The sequence below is a fragment of the Sporosarcina sp. P25 genome, from assembly GCF_002743235.1.
Classification (GTDB): Bacteria; Bacillota; Bacilli; order Bacillales_A; family Planococcaceae; genus Sporosarcina; species Sporosarcina ureae_B.
This window is the reverse complement of sequence record NZ_PDYV01000012.1, coordinates 13,157-32,614: the sequence shown is the minus strand read 5'-3', so window position 1 is coordinate 32,614 and position 19,458 is coordinate 13,157. Positions and strand designations below refer to the sequence as shown.

General features: G+C 41.0%; 17 protein-coding genes. 10 read left to right on the top strand and 7 right to left on the bottom strand.

Going from position 1 to position 19,458, the window contains the following annotated elements:
• Positions 1-34: 34 nt before the first annotated feature.
• From CSV70_RS11265 to cax, 8 genes are all read left to right on the top strand, one after another.
• Entirely contained in the window at positions 35-832 is a 798-nt protein-coding gene (locus CSV70_RS11265; protein ID WP_099629032.1) for an alpha/beta hydrolase family protein, read from the top strand.
• A gap of 187 nt (positions 833-1,019) precedes the next feature.
• The gene (locus tag CSV70_RS11260) at positions 1,020-2,900 is read left to right on the top strand and encodes an alkaline phosphatase family protein (protein WP_158232419.1); all 1,881 of its coding nucleotides are present in this window, start codon (positions 1,020-1,022) and stop codon (positions 2,898-2,900) included.
• A gap of 215 nt (positions 2,901-3,115) precedes the next feature.
• On the top strand, positions 3,116-4,141 hold the full coding sequence (locus CSV70_RS11255) for an ABC transporter ATP-binding protein (protein WP_085131697.1): 1,026 nt from the start codon (positions 3,116-3,118) through the stop codon (positions 4,139-4,141).
• The gene (locus CSV70_RS11250) at positions 4,116-5,135 is read left to right on the top strand and encodes an ABC transporter ATP-binding protein (protein ID WP_085131696.1); all 1,020 of its coding nucleotides are present in this window, start codon (positions 4,116-4,118) and stop codon (positions 5,133-5,135) included. Before CSV70_RS11255 ends, CSV70_RS11250 begins: the two co-directional genes overlap by 26 nt.
• Positions 5,132-6,760: an ABC transporter substrate-binding protein gene (locus CSV70_RS11245; RefSeq protein WP_085131695.1), complete on the top strand. Its 1,629-nt coding sequence runs from the start codon at positions 5,132-5,134 to the stop codon at positions 6,758-6,760. Before CSV70_RS11250 ends, CSV70_RS11245 begins: the two co-directional genes overlap by 4 nt.
• A gap of 92 nt (positions 6,761-6,852) precedes the next feature.
• The gene (locus CSV70_RS11240; protein ID WP_085131694.1) at positions 6,853-7,857 is read left to right on the top strand and encodes an ABC transporter permease; all 1,005 of its coding nucleotides are present in this window, start codon (positions 6,853-6,855) and stop codon (positions 7,855-7,857) included.
• Positions 7,858-7,874: 17 nt separating this feature from the next.
• On the top strand, positions 7,875-8,771 hold the full coding sequence (gene nikC, locus CSV70_RS11235; protein WP_085131693.1) for a nickel transporter permease: 897 nt from the start codon (positions 7,875-7,877) through the stop codon (positions 8,769-8,771).
• Between the two features lie 187 nt (positions 8,772-8,958).
• Positions 8,959-10,005, top strand: a complete 1,047-nt coding sequence (gene cax, locus CSV70_RS11230) for a calcium/proton exchanger (protein WP_255397471.1) — start codon at positions 8,959-8,961, stop codon at positions 10,003-10,005.
• A gap of 616 nt (positions 10,006-10,621) precedes the next feature.
• On the opposite strand, the gene nspC is transcribed toward cax, so the two are convergent.
• The 6 genes from nspC to speD are packed head-to-tail and all read right to left on the bottom strand — an operon-like array spanning position 10,622 to position 16,975.
• Positions 10,622-11,758 (bottom strand): carboxynorspermidine decarboxylase, encoded by a 1,137-nt coding sequence (gene nspC, locus CSV70_RS11225; protein WP_099627646.1) that lies wholly within the window; start codon positions 11,756-11,758, stop codon positions 10,622-10,624.
• Positions 11,759-11,768: 10 nt separating this feature from the next.
• Positions 11,769-12,968, bottom strand: coding sequence for a saccharopine dehydrogenase family protein (locus CSV70_RS11220; RefSeq protein WP_085131690.1), 1,200 nt, complete (start codon positions 12,966-12,968; stop codon positions 11,769-11,771).
• 16 nt (positions 12,969-12,984) lie between these two features.
• Positions 12,985-13,845: an agmatinase gene (gene speB / locus CSV70_RS11215; protein WP_085131689.1), complete on the bottom strand. Its 861-nt coding sequence runs from the start codon at positions 13,843-13,845 to the stop codon at positions 12,985-12,987.
• A complete protein-coding gene (speE, locus tag CSV70_RS11210; RefSeq protein ID WP_085131688.1) occupies positions 13,835-14,686 on the bottom strand; it encodes a polyamine aminopropyltransferase in 852 nt (283 codons plus the stop codon). Before speE ends, speB begins: the two co-directional genes overlap by 11 nt.
• Entirely contained in the window at positions 14,683-16,140 is a 1,458-nt protein-coding gene (locus tag CSV70_RS11205; RefSeq protein WP_332308455.1) for an aminotransferase class I/II-fold pyridoxal phosphate-dependent enzyme, read from the bottom strand. The genes speE and CSV70_RS11205 overlap by 4 nt, the downstream gene beginning before the upstream one ends.
• 10 nt (positions 16,141-16,150) lie before the next feature.
• On the bottom strand, positions 16,151-16,975 hold the full coding sequence (gene speD / locus CSV70_RS11200) for an adenosylmethionine decarboxylase (protein ID WP_085131686.1): 825 nt from the start codon (positions 16,973-16,975) through the stop codon (positions 16,151-16,153).
• Between the two features lie 382 nt (positions 16,976-17,357).
• On the opposite strand from speD, the gene CSV70_RS11195 reads away from it, so the two are divergent.
• Positions 17,358-17,765, top strand: a complete 408-nt coding sequence (locus tag CSV70_RS11195; RefSeq protein WP_085131685.1) for a PaaI family thioesterase — start codon at positions 17,358-17,360, stop codon at positions 17,763-17,765.
• Positions 17,766-17,848: 83 nt separating this feature from the next.
• Here CSV70_RS11195 and CSV70_RS11190 read toward each other — a convergent pair whose 3' ends face one another.
• A complete protein-coding gene (locus tag CSV70_RS11190; protein ID WP_085131684.1) occupies positions 17,849-18,004 on the bottom strand; it encodes a DUF1540 domain-containing protein in 156 nt (51 codons plus the stop codon).
• A gap of 95 nt (positions 18,005-18,099) precedes the next feature.
• On the opposite strand from CSV70_RS11190, the gene CSV70_RS11185 reads away from it, so the two are divergent.
• A complete protein-coding gene (locus tag CSV70_RS11185) occupies positions 18,100-19,416 on the top strand; it encodes a cytochrome P450 (RefSeq protein WP_099629030.1) in 1,317 nt (438 codons plus the stop codon).
• Positions 19,417-19,458 lie beyond the last annotated feature (42 nt).

Here is a 19,458-nt window from a genome sequence, read left to right as displayed (position 1 = left end):
TGGAATAATATACTTACATGAGAGTAGGGAAGAAATGCAAAAAATGATCACGATTCGTTCTGGGGAAAATAATTTGTCGGGTGCGTTGCATCTGCCTGAATATAGAAAAGAAGCTATACCTTTGCTTATATTTATCCATGGGTTCGTAGGTAGTAAAGTAGGGGAACATCGTTTGTTTGTTAAAGCCGCTCGTTATTTCACAGAGCATGGATATGGGGTATTCCGCTTTGACTTTAGCGGTTGTGGTGAAAGTGACGGAGATTATGCAGATGTGACATTGACTAATCAATTAAAGGAAGTACAGGATGTCATCGATTATTTAAGTTCGTTTCGCGGTATAGATAAAAGCCGGATTTCATTAGTAGGACACAGTATGGGAGGGGCAGTTGCGTCGCTAACAGCAGCGAGTGATTCACGTATTAAACAACTGATTCTCTGGTCACCGGTAGGTACACCATACGAAGATATAACGGGAATTCTTGGACCAAAAGCAGTTCATGAAATTATAAGGCAAGGCAGTCATGATTATCACGGATTTATGATCAGCCAAACTTTTCTTAAGGATTTGAAAAGACATCAACCTATCGAAGCGATTCGTTCATTTACCGGACCTGTTCAAATTGTTCATGCAAAAGAAGATGAACAAATATCAAAAGAACATGCGAGACAATACGTAAATTCACTCAATAAGCGCTTGAACGGTGAGCGAGTAGTTGAACAATATATTGAACAGGCTGATCACACATTTTCAAGTTATTCTTTTGAAAATGAACTGTTTGATAAAAGCTTGACGTGGCTTGAAAGAAATTCAGTAAAACAGCTTGCATTGTAACCATAAATTGATAAATACCTTCTGCATAAGAGAATTGCAGGAGGTATTTTTAATAAAAAACATGACTTTTAGAACATATTGTAGTTAGCAAGTTTACCGTGATTTAAGGTAGGGAATAGTAATACAAAGCGAGGGATGCAATATGTTTAAGCCACTAACTATTATAATAATTTTGGTTGTTTGTAGCATGACTAGTACTACTACCTCTTCGTCTGTTCAAGCAACACAACCAACGGGCACAATAAGTGTTGTGTCATTCGATGGATTGGGTTATCAAGACGCACAGAGATACATAAATAAAGGAATCATGTTGAATTTAGAGAGCTTTCAAAAAGAGGCTGCCTATGCGACGGATTTCATTACAGTTACACCATCATTGACTGCGCCATCACATGCCACACTGGCAAGCGGTGCAGCACCTTCCAAGACGGGGATTGTGAGTAATCAGTTCCACTCGACAGGTGAAAAAGTAAAAGATGATCAAAGCGGATTTGCACAAACGTTAGGCGTTACACCTATATGGAAAGAAGCGAGAAATCAAGGAAAAGTAACAGCGACAGTCTCTTTCCCCGATTCGAATCCTGATAATGCCTCTGCTGCTACGTACGCTGTTTATTCAGGTGGGACCTTAGCAGATTCGAAACTTCATAATTTGAAATTTTCACCTATAGAAGATCAACGTGTTAAACAATTAACTGCAACTACCACAACAGAAGTGGAAGAAGCGGTGATTACATTAGATATAAAGAATTCACCATCCCAACAATTATATGTGTTGCGAATAGATGAGGAAGAACCGGAACTCTATATTTCAATGGATCCCAAACAAATAGGAGAAAAAGTATCAGCAAACGACTGGATCGGTATCGTGCTAGACCTACCAGACTTTGATAGTGCAGGATTCTATATAAAACTAAAAGAGGATCCTGCAGGTAAAGATAGGCTACAATTATTTCAAGGTACTGTAATGGGAGGTCTGTACAAGGGACCTGACCAATTCACGGACGAGATAGAATCTGAATTTGGATTTTATCCCGCGGCTGATGAGATAGATGCCTTCAAAAAAGGAGATATTACAAGAGAAGAATATGAACAAGTAGGCGAACGTTTCGCAAATTGGGTGACGGATGTCAGCTTATATATTAAAGACCACTATCAACCAGACTTATTATTTTATTATTATCCAGTTGTAGATACTGAACTGCATAACTTTTTATTGAGAGAACCTGCCCAACCAGGATATGATTTATCGAATGTGTTGGAGAAAGAGAAATATGTTAGCTGGGCATTTGGACAAGCGGACCGAGCGATTGGGCGAATCAAAAACAATCTTAACCCTGATGATCACTTATTGATTGTTTCAGATCATGGGTTGGAACCAATTCACACGAGGCTTTCACCGAATAAAGAGCTTGAAAAAGCCGGACTGCTTGTAAAAGATGAAAAAGGAAATGTGGATACATCTAAGACGAAAGCATATGCGGAAGCAAGTGGAACCATTGCGCATGTGTATGTAAATTTAAAAGGCAGAGAGAAAAATGGAATTGTAAAAGAAGAGGAATACGAACAAGTAAAGAATGAAATTGTATCAGTTTTTACCGATAAGACCGTTTTTTCTGCCCTTTCACAAGATCCTGAAAGAGTAGCTCATCCTATTTTGAGTTGGCTCACTGGTAAAGCGGATCTAGCCTATACTTATCCGGTACCTTCAGTCTTATCTAAGCAGAAGAATATCGAGATCTCACCGTATGAAGCGGTTTGGACAGAAGAACAAGAGGAATATGTAACTTTTAGTAATGATAATAGCGGTGATGTATTCTTATCTGCTGCTCCAGGATACTTAATGGGAAAAGATGCGAAAATTGCTGTCGAACCGACCCAAGAATTGGGGAGTCATGGTGGTAATCCTGAGCGTTTGCCATTACATCCTATTCTATTTGCATCAGGTCCCAAAATTTCAAGCGGCGAAATTAGCGAAAGAATAACGATGACCGATATTGCACCAAGTCTATATAAACTACTAGATTTAAAAGCTCCAGAATTTATAGATGGTCAAGCCATTTGGTAAGGGAAATAATTATGCAGTTAAAAGAGTAGCATAACATTAGAAAAATCAGAAATTTTAAGAAGTGCGTAGGTATCAACTTTCCTAATGCACTTCTTTTTTTATTGCCATATTCTCTCACTATATTATTTTATGAAAAAAGCATCTTGCATTTAATCAGAATAAAAGTATAATAATGATTAATGAGTTATTTCAGAAAAAAGGAAAAAGGTGAGTAAATGAACAAAAGAAAGAAATTACTTGAAGTTAAAGATTTGCAAACGACCTTTTTCACGGATTCAGGAGAAATTCCAGCAGTAGATCATGTGGACTTCTATGTAAGAGAAGGAGAAGTCTTAGGGATTGTTGGAGAATCAGGTTGCGGAAAGAGTGTCACCTCTTTATCTATCATGCAGTTAGTTCCAAGTCCGCCAGGGAAAATCACTGGAGGAGAAATCCTCTTTGAAGGTCAAGATCTCTTAAGGAAAACGGAGAAGGAAATGAGAGAGATTCGTGGGAATGACGTCGCAATGATCTTTCAAGAGCCTATGACTTCATTGAATCCACTTTTCACAATAGGCAATCAGATGTCTGAAGCCATTTCACTTCATCAGAAAAAATGGTCGAAAAAGCAAATTAAGGACCGAGCAATCGAAATGTTGAAACTAGTCGGACTACCCCGCTCTGAAGAAATTATGAAGGAATATCCTCATCAGTTATCCGGTGGTATGCGACAGCGTGTCATGATTGCAATGGCGCTTGTATGCGATCCGAAAGTACTCATTGCCGATGAACCTACAACAGCACTTGATGTAACTATTCAAGCACAAATCCTGAAATTGATGCGAGAGTTGAACGAGCGCATGAATACAGCGATTTTACTCATCACGCATGACTTAGGAGTGGTGGCTGAAACTTGTGAACGTGTCGTAGTCATGTATGCAGGACAAGTTATTGAAGAAGCCCCAACCGAAGTAATTTTTAAAAATCCTTGTCACCCTTATACACGCGGACTGATTCAGTCTGTACCAGATATGCGAGATAAAAAAGATCGTCTCTATTCGATTCCAGGTAACGTGCCAAAACCCGGATCCATTGATAGAGGATGTAGATTCGCAGCGAGATGTGAAAGCGCTTTCTCGAGGTGTTGGGTAGAAACACCGGAATTATACCGAAACTCCGAAAATCATCAAACTAGATGCTTTTTATATGACGAACAAGAAGGAGTGACGGGTGCTAATGAACAAACCACTGCTAAGAGTTGAAGGATTGAAAAAATACTTCCCAATTCGCAAAGGATTGATTGGTAAAACAGTAGGTCATGTCAAAGCGATCGATAATGTTTCGTTTCATGTAAATGAGGGAGAGACGCTCGGCATAGTAGGAGAAAGCGGTTGCGGTAAATCGACGACAGGACGGACGATTATGCAGTTGCTGGAACCGACAGAAGGAGTCGTCGAATTCCAGGGGAAAGATTTGACGAAGCTCTCTGCTAATGATATTCGAGCGGTTCGTCGAGACATCCAAATGGTCTTCCAAGATCCTTATGCTTCATTGAATCCTCGTCATACAATCGGCAAGATATTAGAAGAACCATTGATTGTCCATGGTGGTGGCAATGCAAAAGAACGACGTGAAAAAGTCGTAGAGTTCCTAAAAATTGTCGGTTTGAGTGAATATCACGCAACACGTTATCCTCACCAATTTAGTGGAGGGCAGCGTCAGCGAATTGGGATTGCCCGCGCTTTAATGACGAATCCCAAGTTGATTATTGCAGATGAACCAGTGTCTGCACTTGACGTATCCATTCAGGCGCAAGTATTAAACTTAATGCAGGATTTACAAAAGGAATTCAATTTGACATATATCTTCATTGCACATGATCTTGGTGTTGTACGCCATATCAGTGATCGTGTGGCAGTAATGTACTTGGGGAAGATTGTGGAGATTACAGAAAGTGAAGAGCTATATGCAACCCCCCTCCACCCGTATACACAGGCTTTACTGTCTGCAGTACCTGTACCAGATCCAAATTACAAGAAGGAACAAATCATTATTGAAGGGGATATGCCAAGCCCAGCGAATCCGCCAAGCGGTTGTGCATTCCACACTCGCTGCCCTTTTAAAATGGATGTGTGTACGAAAGTAACCCCTGTATTAGCAGAGGAGAAAGCTGGTCATTCTGTTGCTTGCCATCTTTATTCAACGGAAAGCAACGATGATATAGAAAGAAAAAAACAATTGGAGGGATCTGTATGAGAAAAGGGAAACTGTGGTCGTTCGCGTTGATCATGCTTCTTATCTTATCGACTGCTTTGGCGGCTTGTTCAGGCGGCGATGATAATGAAGGCAGTGGCGACAAGGACAAAGACGCTGCGGATAAAGGCGGCAGTGAGAACAAAACGTTAGTATTTGGACGAGGCGGAGATTCAACATCTCTTGACCCATCCCGTGTAACAGAAGGGGAGACATTTAAAGTAACGGTGAATTTATTCGAAACGTTATTAAACTTTGGGGAGCAGGATACGACGGTTCAACCAGGTCTTGCTAAAGAGTATGACACAAGTGAAGATGGATTGACGTATACATTCCAATTACAAGAAGGCGTGAAATTCCATGATGGCACTGATTTTAATGCAGAAGCAGTCGTAAAGAACTTTGAGCGTTGGGCGAATGGGGATTCAGATACATTCCCATACTACAACTCTATGTTTGGTGGATTTAAAGACGATGAAGAGCACGTAATTGAATCGGTTAAAGCAGATGGAGAATCCACAGTGATTATTACATTGAAGCGTCCACAAGCACCATTCTTGAAAAATCTTGCGATGAGTATGTTCGCTATTTCAAGTCCTGAAGCTTTTGAAAAGGGCGATGATGAGTATGAGCGTAACCCAGTAGGGACAGGTCCATTCAAGTTTGTAGAGTGGAAGCCAAATGAAACCATTACAATTGAAAAGAACGAAGAATACTGGCAAGAAGGGTTACCAAAATTGGAACGCATCATTTTCCAAGCCATTCCTGATAACTCTGCTCGTCTGAATGCTTTACTATCTGGAGAAATAGATTTAGCAGATGGAATCAATCCAGCTGATGGAGTAAAGATTGAAGATAATGATGCATTGCAGTTGTTCGAGCGCCCTTCCATGAACGTAGGATACCTCGGATTAACAGTAACTCGTGCGCCATTTGATAAAAAAGAAGTTCGTCAGGCGATGAACTATGCAATCGATAAACAATCTATTGTCGATTCATTCTTTGAAGGACGTGCCGAAGTGGCGAAAAATCCAATGCCTTCATCTATTTCAGGTTATAACGAAGATGTAGAAGCATATGCATATGATCCTGAAAAAGCTAAAGAACTATTGAAAGAAGCAGGTCTTGAAGACGGATTTGAAATGGAACTTTGGGCAATGCCAGTTCCACGTCCATATATGCCGGACGGAACGAAAGTAGCGGAAGCTATTCAAAGCAATTTGGCTGATGTGGGTATTAAAGCGAAAATCGTTTCTTATGAGTGGGCGACTTACCTAGATAAGGCGAGCAAAGGGGAAGCAGATGCTTTCATGCTTGGTTGGACTGGGGATAATGGAGACGCAGACAACTTCCTATATGTACTATTAGATGAAGACAATATCGGAAGTAATAACTACACGTACTTTAAGAACGACGAAACACATAAGCTATTCCTAGAAGCACAAACAGAAGTAGACGAAGACAAGCGTATCGAGTTGTATAAGCAAGCACAGGAAATTCTTCACGAAGAAGCTCCATGGGTACCACTTGCGCACTCCATCCCATTGTTAGGTGGAGCGAAGGAACTGACAGGGTTTGTTCCGCATCCAACTGGTTCTGATTTGTTGTCGAACGTAGAATTCAAATAAGTAATACGTAAATTACATGACGGAAGAAGAGGGAGAAGCCAGCATTCTCCCTTTCTTTGATTAATACATGATAAGCCGGAGGGGTGAAAGAGTTGTTCAACTATACGATTAAGAGGCTTTTACAGCTAATTCCTGTCCTGCTTGGTATGACCTTTTTAGTTTTTATGTTGATTCGTGCAATTCCTGGTAATCCAGCACAAGTAATTTTAGGACAACAAGCAACAAAAGAAGCAGTAGAAGCCTTGACGATCAAGCTAGGTCTTGATCAACCATGGTATACACAATACTTCAGTTATCTTGGCGGGATTTTAAAAGGTGATTTAGGAGAATCCATGCGTACACGCCTTCCTGTAGCAGACGAAATTTGGCCTTATTTAGCAGCTACATTGGAGTTGGCATTATTTGCGATGATTATCGCAGTCGTTGTAGGGGTGAATGCCGGTATTATTTCTGCTTGGTTCCAAAATTCATGGTTTGACTATTCAGCGATGGTACTAGCACTAGTTGGTGTTTCCATGCCGATCTTCTGGTTAGGGTTAATGGGGCAGTGGGCATTTGCAATCGAATTGCAATGGTTGCCGACAACTGGACGTGAAAATGTCCGTGATCCTGTATCCGCTATAACCAATTTATACATAATTGACACGCTTATCCAGGGCAGATTTGATCAATTATGGGTAGTTATTAAACACTTGATCTTACCTGGACTAGCGCTTGCAACCATTCCGATGGCGATTATCGCCCGGATGACGCGTTCAAGCATGCTAGAAGTGATGCGTTCAGACTATATTCGTACAGCACGAGCAAAGGGTCAGAAAATGTTTTGGGTAGTATATAAGCATGCATTAAAAAATGCAATCATTCCTGTTTTGACAGTTATCGGTCTGCAAATTGGTCTACTCTTGGGTGGAGCTATTCTGACGGAAACCATCTTCGCTTGGCCTGGAATTGGACGTTATATCTATGACGCAATCAACTTTAGAGATTATCCTGTTATTCAATCGGGCATTCTCATCGTGGCATTTATCTTTGTCATGATTAATCTGATCGTCGATTTACTATATGGACTGATCGATCCGAGGATTAAGTATGATTGAGGAAGGAGGAATAGTTCATGTCAGAATTTACGCCTAAGGTAGACGGGGTAGCAGAAGCAAAGTTAGAAAAAACAACAGGACCTTGGCGGGAAGCTTGGGTAGGTTTTCGCAAAAGTAAAGTAGCTGTCGTAGGCGCATTTATTGTCATATTCTTTATTTTGCTTGCACTCTTTGGTCCTCTTGTCACAAAAGAAGGCATCAACGAACAATTAATGACAGATCGACTGCAACCTCCTTCTTCGGAGTATTGGTTTGGAACGGATGACTTCGGACGTGATATATTCTCACGCATTATTCATGGTGCGCGTATTTCATTGTCTGTTGGATTCTTCTCGGTCGTTGGTTCAATTGTAGTGGGGAGTTTCCTTGGGATCATAGCGGGTTATTACGGTCGCTGGATCGATACTATTATCTCTAGAATATTCGATATTATGCTTGCTTTCCCTTCTATTTTATTGGCTATTGCGATTGTATCTGTATTGGGACCCAGCTTACGTAACGCATTGATTGCTATTGCAATTATTAACGTACCAAACTTCGGGCGATTAATACGATCCAAAGTATTGAGTATTAAAGAGGATGAATATATTACAGCGGCAAAAGCAATTGGTATGAAAGACTTCAGAATTCTGTTTTCGCATATTTTGCCTAACTCGATGGCGCCTGTCATCGTACAAGGTACATTGGCGATTGCTACAGCTATTCTTGAAGCAGCGGCACTCGGATTTCTAGGATTAGGGGCAGAAGCTCCATACCCTGAGTGGGGAAAGATGTTAGCCGACTCCAAAGATTACTTGCAAAATGCTCCCTGGACAATGATTTTCCCTGGGCTTGCGATTATGCTGACTGTACTAGGTTTTAACCTAATGGGTGATGGCTTACGAGATGCCTTGGATCCGAAAATGAAGAGTTAAGCTGTTTTTTTATGATGGATATAATCTAAAAAATGTAATAGGTAGGGGAGAGTCTTATTTACAGACTCTCCCCTACCTTTTTTTAGTACTAGTAGGTGATAATTTTCGTTTTGATGATAAACCAGTTTATTTGAACTGGAATTAGGGAAAGATTATAACAAATTGATTATGGAAAGAGGTGGAGACACTGAATAAAGTATTTACTGTCATGGCATTTACAGGAGTACCTTTAGTATTTATAGCATCATTCTTGAATTGGTCAGATTTATGGATGTTTGCATTGTGTTGTTACAGTATTATTGCCCTTGCTGGATTCATTGGAAGAGCAACAGAAAGTTTAGCGATTGTCAGTGGACCACGAATCGGTGGTTTATTAAATGCAACATTCGGTAATGCAGTTGAACTTATTATTTCTATCTTTACTTTGAAAGCTGGATTAATTGCAATCGTACTGGCATCGTTGACAGGTTCAGTATTAGGAAACTTATTATTAGTTCTTGGTCTATCGTTTTTCGCAGGTGGTATTAAGCATAAAAGACAGAATTTTAATATTTTTGATGCCCGGTTTAATTCTGCATTATTGATTTTTGCCATTGTCGTGGCATTTGTGATTCCGGAAGTCTTCTCGATGACGATGGATACTAAAACTGGATTGAATTTGAGTATCGGTATTTCTATCATACTCATCCTGATTTATTTGGCAGGTCTGGTATTTAAGTTATTTACACATCGTGGCGTATTCGGTACCGAAACTCATGAGACAGAAGAAGTGCCAGAGTGGACAAAGAAGAAATCTATAGTGGTACTATTAGTTGCAACAGTAGCTGTTGCATTTGTTTCAGAAAAGCTTGTGCATACATTTGGGACGCTAGGTGAGAAGTTTGGCTGGTCAGAGTTGTTTATCGGTGTCATCATCGTCGCAATCGTTGGTAACGCGGCAGAGCATTCTTCTGCAATTACATTGGCGATGAAAAATAAAATGGATGTATCGGTAGAGATTGCAATCGGTTCTACATTGCAGGTCGCAATGTTTGTCACACCGGTGCTGGTACTGATATCGTTAATGATGCCTACTGCAATGCCACTTGTATTCACGTGGCCAGAGTTGATCGCGATGATTACCGCCACATTACTAGTCGTCAATATATGTCATGACGGAGAGTCAAATTGGTTCGAGGGACTCGTGCTATTTTCAGCCTATCTAATTATGGGGATTGGATTCTTCTTACTGTGAGTAGTAAGTATTAGGTTTAAGAGCAGGATAGAGGTAAGTAACGTTGATCTGCGTTCCAGGCGGACGCGTTCGGGAGGGCCCGCGGTGAACCAACTAGTCGCGGTGCTCCTTTAGTTGTTTCACCTGATCGGGCTGATCCTCCCCGAGTCGCCGCCTTCCACTTCGATCAACTGGTGTTATCTTCTGATGATCGCGAGTGGAATGAAAAACTTATGTACTATTCTAACTTGAACTGGAATATAAAAAGTATCAGTGTGTTGATTGGTAATTCTAATGAAACCTTAAACTATTATAGACTTTTACACATTACTTATTTGTATCAAAGTGTAAAAACCCGATTTGCATTTTTCAGCGAATCGGGTTTTTACGTCTTAAACGAAATAGTCGAATGGAGTAAAGAAAATGATGTAATTTTGATTAGTAGTTATGAACTTGAACTCCACTTTCTAAAATCAGAAAAAGACACCAGATGATTGTAGTGGAAGGTGGCGACTCTTGATGGATAAGCGTGCGCCTTGAGACCCCGCAGGTAGCGAAGCGGCCCAAGCCACGTCCTTGGGAAAGCGTCCGCCTGGAACGTAGATCAACTTGCTCTCACTTTTCCCACTCACTACTCTTAAGACAACCGCTGCCTAAAATCCTCATAACCAAATTGCTTCACTACGTTGATTTCATCATTGGCAGTATGAAGGACAATCGATGGCAAATTAACGCCATTAAACGTATTGTTCTTCACCATCGAATAATGTGCCATGTCGCAAAATACCAGTCGATCGCCAGGTTGTAATGGCTGATCGAATGAATAATCCCCAATTACGTCCCCAGCAAGACAAGTTGGCCCTCCTAATCTATAGGTATGGGCTTTTTCATTTGGCATACCTGCCCCGATAATCTCCGGACGATAAGGCATCTCCAGAACATCTGGCATATGACAAGAAGCCGAAGTATCGAGAATAGCAATGTCCATACCATTATGCATCGTATCAAGTACTGTCGAGACGAGGAAGCCGGTGTTTAGCGCAACGGCTTCGCCCGGCTCTAGATAAACGTCAAGATTATATTTATCTTGCATGAAACGAATGCAACGGATTAATGTCTCCAGATCGTAATCAGCACGAGTGATATGGTGACCGCCACCGAAGTTGATCCATTTCATCTTCTGTAAATGGGGACCGAATTCTTCGTCGATGATTTGGATCGTCCGCCACAACGTATCAGAGTTTTGCTCGCACATCGTATGGAAGTGCAGGCCACTAATACCTTCGAGTTCATCAGCTTCGAAATTATCTAACGTAACACCGAATCGTGAATAGGTGAAGCAAGGATTGTACATATCGACTTCAATCTCGGAGTATTCAGGATTGATGCGGATTCCGCATTCAATCGACTTTTCCTGCTTTTGAACTTGGCTCTTGAACTGCTTCCACTGCGCAAATGAATTGAATACCAAATGATCAGAGTAACGAAGGATTTCCTCAAACTCGTTTTCTTGAAAAGCGGGGGCATACGTATGTACTTCTTTCCCCATTTCTTCAAAGCCAAGACGCGCTTCAAATACACCACTTGAAGTAACGCCATGCAAATACTGTCCGATTAACGGATAGACTGCAAACATCGAAAATCCTTTTTGTGCAAGTAAGATCTTGCATCCTGTTTGATCGGTAACGAATTTCATTTTTTCTAAGTTAGCAATCAGTAATTTTTCATCAACGACATAACTAGGCGATGGGACTGCTTGTACATCAAAGTTCATACTATTCTCCTCAGTCTATTAAAGTTGGATTGAAATCTTCATGCCAAGGTAAACCATACTCATTCAACGCATCCATGAATGGATCCGGATCGAACTCTTCAATATTGAAGACACCTGGCTTTTTCCATTTGCCTGTTAACATCATCATTGCACCGATCATAGCTGGAACACCTGTTGTATAGGAAATAGCTTGTGATCCCACTTCACGATAACACGCTTGATGATCACAAATATTGTAAACATAATACGTTTTTGGCTCACCGTTTTTCGTGCCTTGATAGATACAACCAATATTCGTTTTTCCTTTCGTACGCGGTCCTAGCGAAGCGGGGTCCGGTAGTACAGCTTTCAGGAATTGCAGTGGAACGATTTGCTGACCTTCAAAATCAATCGGTTCAATGGACGTCATTCCCACATTTTCAAGTACACGCAAATGCATCAAATACTTTTCAGAAAACGTCATCCAGAAACGAATTTTATTTACACCGGTAATATTTTTCGCCAATGATTCAAGTTCTTCGTGGTATAGCAAGTAGACGTCTTTTGGTCCGATTTCAGGTAGATCATAAACGCGTTTCACTTCAAGAGGTTCTGTTTCCACGAACTCTCCATTTTCATAATAGCGTCCGTTAGCTGTGATTTCACGGATATTGATTTCCGGGTTAAAGTTCGTTGCAAAAGGATACCCGTGGTCGCCTGCATTGGCATCGACAATATCAATCGTATGGATTTCATCGAAGTAATGCTTCAATGCGTATGCGGAGAACACACCCGTTACACCAGGGTCGAAACCACTGCCGAGCAATGCAGTTATACCTGCTTCTTCAAACTTCTCTTTATATGCCCACTGCCATTTATATTCGAATTTCGCTGTATCAAGTGGCTCGTAGTTCGCAGTATCCAAATAATCTACTTTTGTTTCAAGACATGCATCCATGATCGTCAAATCCTGATAAGGCAATGCGACATTAATGACGATATCCGGTTTAAATTCATTGATTAACGCGACGAGTTCAGGCACGTTATCTGCATCCACTTGAGCTGTTTGGATTTTTGTTTGTCCACCGTCAAGCTTTTCTTTCAATGCATCACATTTTGATTTCGTACGACTTGCGATACAGATTTCTTCAAATACATCGGGTACCTCACAACACTTATGCACGACGACACTTGCTACGCCACCAGCTCCAATAATTAATGCTTTTCCCATTAAAGACACCACCAATTTAGTTATTTTTATTTATAGCAATCGTTAATTCACGTAACACTTTACAAGCCACGGCTGTTGATGTACCGCTTTGATCGTAGATAGGAGACAGTTCGTTGATATCACAGGCAACAATATTCAAACCACTGACCGTCAAAATGGCTTGTAGCAACTCAACAAAGCTTACGCCACCCGCTTCCGGTGTACCGGTTCCAGGGAAGACGGAAGGATCCAGTACGTCTAGATCAATCGTCAAATAGACGGGTTTATCTTGTAGTTTTTCAACCGTATCTTCAAGTCCATCAAAATTAAACTTATTCATAAAAACATGCTGCTTAGCTGCCCATTCAAATTCTGGACGATCACCAGAACGAATACCGTATTGGAATATTTTGTTATCTCCAAGCAGGTCCCAGATTCTACGAATAACTGTAGCGTGAGACAGACGTTGATCTAAATAATCTTCACGCAAGTCTGTATGTGCATCGAATTGGATTACATGTAAATCCGGATACATTTTTGCAACAGCACGTACAGCTCCCAGAGTGACTAAATGTTCGCCACCAATCATGCAGGGGATTTTCCCATCCTTCAAAATAAGTGAAGTGAATTCTTCAATTTGCTCTAAAGCATGCTCGGTATTACCAAAACTAAGTTCTAGATCGCCACCGTCGAATAATGTGTAATCCGTCAAATCGGCTTCTTGATAAGGACTGTATGTCTCAAGACCGAATGATTCGCTTCGCATCGCTTTACTGGCAAATCGCGTACCAGGACGAAATGATGTGGTGGAATCAAATGGGGCACCGAAAATTACGAATGATGCCTCCTCGTAGTCTGCTTCGAACCCTAGAAATGTTTCTATATTTTTATTTAGCATGGGTCAGCAACTCCTTAACATAATTCGGCAAGGCGAATGAGCCGACATGAAGTTTTGTATTATAATATTTTGTTTGCAAACCAAGTGTATTCCATGCATCAGCATCCAGATCTTCTATCGGGTCATATTTCTTGGAAGCAAATCCGAACAGCCAGTGCCCCGATGGATAGGTTGGAATATGTGCTTGATAGACTTTGGAAACGGGGAAGAACCCCATGATACTTTTATGTGCTCGCTGCATACCGCGTGCATCTTCGGTGTAAAATGGACTTTCATGCTGATTCACAAGAATACCTTGTTCATTCAAAGCTTTATAGCAATTGCCATAAAACTCTTTCGTGAAGAGACCTTCACCTGGGCCGAATGGATCGGTGGAATCGACAATGATCAAATCATAGGCATTTTCTTGCTGACGGACGAATTTCAGACCGTCTTCAAAATAAAGTGTAACGCGCGGATCAGTCAGTTGAGCTGCGGTTTGTGGTAAAAACTTCTGGCATATTTTCACAACTTGCTCATCAATCTCCACCATATCGATTTGTTTGATCGATGGATAGCGCGTCAATTCGCGTACGGTACCACCATCACCTGCACCGATAACTAACACGTTTTGAATGGATGGGTTGGTAGCCATCGGCACGTGAACAATCATATCGTGATAAATGAATTCGTCTTTCTCTGTCACCATGACATAACCATCTAATGTCAAAATTTTACCAAACTCTGTCGTTTGGAAGACATCAATTTTCTGGAATTCACTCGTCGCAGTATATAGATGTTCTTCGACGCGAAAAGAAAAGCGTGTGTGAGGTGAATGATCTTCAGTAAACCATAGATTCATCGGACGTCCTCCTTTACTACATTAATCCAATCAACTTTTGCATCCTCGGTACCGGTTAAGAAACAACCTTTATCCTTACAATAATTGATGTATTCAATTATTTCGGTTGTGATTCGTTCCCCGGGTGCCACAATTGGAATGCCAGGTGGATAGCACATGACGAATTCGCTTGCCACATGTCCCGAAGACTCAGATAACAATAATGTATCTTTATCTGCGTAAAATGCTTGTTGAGGCGATTGAACAATTTGAGGATTGATATATTCATGATCGAATAAAGTACCAGGATCCTTTTTAAAACGCCGGTTTATTTCTGCTAGTGCTGCGACTAATCGTTCAAGATCCAGTGTACGGTCTCCGACTGAAATATAAGCGAGGATATTCGCTACGTCACCGAACTCGATTTGGATATCGTATTCATCGCGTAAAATATCATACACTTCAATGCCAGCCAATCCCATTTGGCGCGTATGAATCGACAATTTGGACTCATCGAAATCATAGATAGTATCGCCGTTGATTAGCTCTTTAGAATATGCATAGTAGCCGCCGATCTGATTGACTTCATCACGTGTATACTGCGCCATCGTGATCACCTTATCGAAGATTTCCTGCCCGTGTAGTGCCAGGTTCTTACGTGAAATATCTAGTGACGACATCAATAGATAAGAACCGCTCGTAGTTTGCGTCAAGTTAACAATCTGTCGCGTATAGCCTTCACTTACTTCATTGTTGATTAATAAAAATGAGCTTTGCGTTAAAGATCCACCTGATTTATGCATACTAATAGAAGCCATATCCGCACCGACGGACATTGCCGAAGCAGGCAATTTATCATTGAAATAAAAATGCGTACCGTGTGCTTCATCCACTAACACCAACATACCGTGTGCATGTGCTAGATCAGTAATGGCTTTCATATTGGAGCAGATCCCATAATAAGTCGGATTATTAATGAGAATTGCCTTTGCATCGGGATGATCCATGATTGCTTTCTTTACTTCCTCCACCGCCATGCCGAGTGGAATGCCGAGTTCTTTCTGTACTCCTGGATTCACATAGATGGGAATAGCACCACTTAAGATCAAGGCATTGATTGCACTGCGATGAACATTTCGCGGCATGATAATTTTCTCACCCGCTTTACAAGCAGTCATGACCATTGCTTGTACGGCAGAGGTCGTCCCGTTCACGAGCAGGAAAGCGTGCTTCGCGCCAAACGCGTCCGCAGCCAACTCTTCAGCTTCCCGTATGACAGAAACGGGGTGACATAAATTATCAAGAGGTTTCATGGAATTCACGTCGTGTTGTAAGCAAGTATCCCCGAGAAAATCTACAAGCTCCTTATTGCCACGACCGTGTTTATGTCCGGGCACATCAAAAGGAACGACACGTGCTTCTTGATATTGCTGCAATGCTTCCATAATAGGAACGCGATGTTGTGATAATTTCAATGGTCTCTCCTCACTCGTTTTCATAGACGTTGGAACCGCTGTAGATTTCAATCATCTCTTTGCGAAGATTATGAGAGATTTGAAGGCGTTCTTTTGGCGGTAATTCTGAAACATCTTTGTTGAATAAATAATCTTGTAAATCAATCTCTTTAATGAGTAATTTTGTATGGAAGATATTCGCTTGGTAAACATTTATATCGATCGCATCATACTTTTGCAATGTTTTCTCGTCAATGAAGTCTTGAATGGATGTAATTGCATGATCCATAAAAAGTTTTTTGCCGTCGACTGACCGTGTAAATCCACGCACACGATAATCCGCGGTAATAATATCCGAATCAAAGCTTCCGATCAGGTAGTCGAGCGCGTTCAATGGAGAAATCTCTCCACATGTTGACACATCTATATCAACTCGAAATGTCGCAATGGAGTTATCGGGATGATATTCGGGATACGTATGGACGGTCACGTGGCTTTTGTCTAAATGACTGACGACAGAATCTTTATCCGGCAAGATGGGAATCGCACCTTGATTACAAGAAGGATCAATTTGTGATGCAGGGAACTTTTCCTCTGAAATCATCAACGTTACACTAGCGCCTTGTGGGTCGTAATCTTGTTTACTGACATTCAATACATGCGCACCAATCATCTCTGTGACATCGTAAAGGATTTTTGTTAACCGTTCCGAATTGTATTGCTCATCTATATAGGCGATATACTCACTTTGCTCTCTTCTACTTTTTGCATAGCTCACATCGTAAATGTTGAAGCTAAGAGTTTTGGTGAGGTTGTTAAAGCCGTAGAGCTTCAGCTTATTTTCCAACCGTAACATCCGTCCTTTCTAAATAAAGTGTTTATAAGCATATTCACATAAAAAAGCCCCTTTCCAATCCACATGAAATAATACAAACATGACAGATTGGAGAGGGACCTTTACTCTGTTTCGCTTGTTGATATAAGAATAGGGATGTATTCTATTCCATTACATAACAGGTGATTGGATTGGCATAATGCTCAAGTACTCTTCCTAAATTAAAAAACTTATGAAATTGATTTCATTATAAAGGAAAAAGAATAAAAAATATATACTTTTTATTGAAAAATATTAGAAAACAGCGTTTTTATAGCAAATGATAAAATGCTTTGAATTGTCGGCAGAACGTCTTTACGATATGGTATATAAAACAATTACTACATTTTCTGGAGGTAATGAAATGAACGATACAACAGTGGAATATTTAGAACAAGTTCGACAAGATTTCGAAACAAGCCCTTTTTGGAAATTTGCTGGTCTGCAGACACAAAAATTAGAAGCGGGTCATGTGGAATTATATTTACCTTATCGTCAAGATTATGATAATGTACGCGGAACTATTCACGGTGGTATGTATATGTCCGTTCTCGATACGACGATGGGAATGCTTTGTCGTTCAATGGGTGCAAATGATGTTATGACGATTCAAATGACAACGCAATTCTTAAAGCCGGTCGTTCAGGAAGCGGTTTATTCAAAAGCTGCCATTATTAATAGAACACGCTCTACAGCTTTGGTTGAAGGAACACTATTCAATGAGAAGGACGAGTTAGTTGCTCATTGTACTGCTACGTTTAAGTTAAAGTGATTGTCGTGAACTGAGTAGTGATGTTTACCGGTAGTACAATAAAACAGCAGCCAAGCATAAAAGCGTGGCTGCTGCGTAGCGGATCATCCTTTTGGAAGGAACGTACCACAATCTGTTTCGGCTGAGTCTTTTGCCTTTTTACCTTTTCGAGAGATCACTTTGATTTCATCTGCACCACATTGATTACCCGATTCCCAAAAATGACAGTTCGTTACTTCACATAATACGTCTTTTGCCAATTGACCCACCTCCTTTTTACTAGCATATCCAGAAATACTGCATACATACAGGAGATGGAGAAGTAATACATTATGATAATTGTGGAGGAGAGTTCATGGTCACTGTACAAGATATTGCGACACCACGATTACAGAACTATTTGGAATTCGTGCGTGATCCGATTGCTTTCTTTATGCGAGTAGAGCCGCTTGGTGATGTGATTTCATTGAAGACGGGCATTTCCCCAACATTTGTGGTCAACAGTCCTGAAGCTATTCGGGAAATCTTGATTCGTCAAGATCAGTCATTTATTAAAGGACGAACAACGACCGTGTTGCAAAGAACAGTGGGAGAAGGTCTACTGACGACGGAAGGTGAGCGGCATGCGAAGCAGAAGAAATATATTCAACCAGCGTTTTATAAAGAGGTACTGGAACGCTATGCCTATTCCATCATTGACGAAACGGAGAAGTTAGTCGATCGACTTGAACATGAAGAGGAAGTAGATATACACACGGTTATGATGCGGTTGACATTATCAATCATTACACGAACAATGTTTTCGACAGATGTCTCGGCAGAAGAGAAAGAGCTTGCGGACGCCGTCACGACAACGATTGAGCAAAGTATCAAAATTTTATTTAGTCCTGTGATGATTCCAGCTTCTGTTCCGACTAAAGCCAATTTGAAGCATAAGGAAGCAATCCAGACACTTGAAGCAATGATTAGCGATGTGTTAATTGCTGCAAAAGAGCACCCTGGGTGGTTTAAAGATTCCTTGCTGGGCTTGATGATGGCGGTGACAGACGAGGATGGAAACAAATTGTCAGATAAAGAAGTGCGTGATCAGATGATGACGATGTTGCTTGCGGGACATGAAACAACAGCGAACTTATTGGGCTGGTTATTTGCTGAAATTGCGGGGCACTCAAAAGTAGAGAAACGTTTGTTGGTCGAATTGAATACTGCGGACATGACAGGGAGTCCATTTAATTGGATGCGGGAATTACCATATACACAGCAAGTTATTGAAGAAGGCTTGCGTCTTTATCCGCCTGCTTGGTTGATTTATCGCGAACTTAACGAACCTGTTGAGATGTTTGGAAGAACTTTCAAAAAGGGAAGCACGTTTATGATCTGTCCGTATGCGGTTCATCGAAATGAAGAGGTGTTCCCGAATCCTAGTGCATTTGACCCGGATCGGTTTGCAGCAGGTAATAAGTATGCGCCATTTAGTTATTTTCCATTTGGTGGCGGTTCCCGCAGTTGCATCGGTTCGCGATTTGCGATGCTCGAAGCGACTTTGATCATATCGGTACTTTATAAGAAGTTTATATTCCGTAATGTGCGACCACATGCGCCCGTTCCGGAACCGTTGATTTCATTGCGAATCAAAGATGGATGGCCTATGAAGTTAGAGAAGCGCCTTTAACCAACGCAAAACAAAAACAGCGATCATCCAGATGATCGCTGT

Excerpts from the sequence above, each read along its gene's own strand:
- CSV70_RS11265 (WP_099629032.1), top strand. The coding sequence starts at position 35 with ATGCAAAAAATGATCACGATTCGTTCTGGGGAAAATAATTTGTCGGGT.
- CSV70_RS11260 (WP_158232419.1), top strand. The coding sequence starts at position 1,020 with ATGACTAGTACTACTACCTCTTCGTCTGTTCAAGCAACACAACCAACG.
- CSV70_RS11255 (WP_085131697.1), top strand. The coding sequence starts at position 3,116 with ATGAACAAAAGAAAGAAATTACTTGAAGTTAAAGATTTGCAAACGACC.
- CSV70_RS11250 (WP_085131696.1), top strand. The coding sequence starts at position 4,116 with ATGAACAAACCACTGCTAAGAGTTGAAGGATTGAAAAAATACTTCCCA.
- CSV70_RS11245 (WP_085131695.1), top strand. The coding sequence starts at position 5,132 with ATGAGAAAAGGGAAACTGTGGTCGTTCGCGTTGATCATGCTTCTTATC.
- nikC (WP_085131693.1), top strand. The coding sequence starts at position 7,875 with ATGTCAGAATTTACGCCTAAGGTAGACGGGGTAGCAGAAGCAAAGTTA.
- nspC (WP_099627646.1), bottom strand. The coding sequence starts at position 11,758 with ATGAACTTTGATGTACAAGCAGTCCCATCGCCTAGTTATGTCGTTGAT.
- CSV70_RS11220 (WP_085131690.1), bottom strand. The coding sequence starts at position 12,968 with ATGGGAAAAGCATTAATTATTGGAGCTGGTGGCGTAGCAAGTGTCGTC.
- speB (WP_085131689.1), bottom strand. The coding sequence starts at position 13,845 with ATGCTAAATAAAAATATAGAAACATTTCTAGGGTTCGAAGCAGACTAC.
- speE (WP_085131688.1), bottom strand. The coding sequence starts at position 14,686 with ATGAATCTATGGTTTACTGAAGATCATTCACCTCACACACGCTTTTCT.
- speD (WP_085131686.1), bottom strand. The coding sequence starts at position 16,975 with ATGTTACGGTTGGAAAATAAGCTGAAGCTCTACGGCTTTAACAACCTC.
- CSV70_RS11195 (WP_085131685.1), top strand. The coding sequence starts at position 17,358 with ATGAACGATACAACAGTGGAATATTTAGAACAAGTTCGACAAGATTTC.
- CSV70_RS11185 (WP_099629030.1), top strand. The coding sequence starts at position 18,100 with ATGGTCACTGTACAAGATATTGCGACACCACGATTACAGAACTATTTG.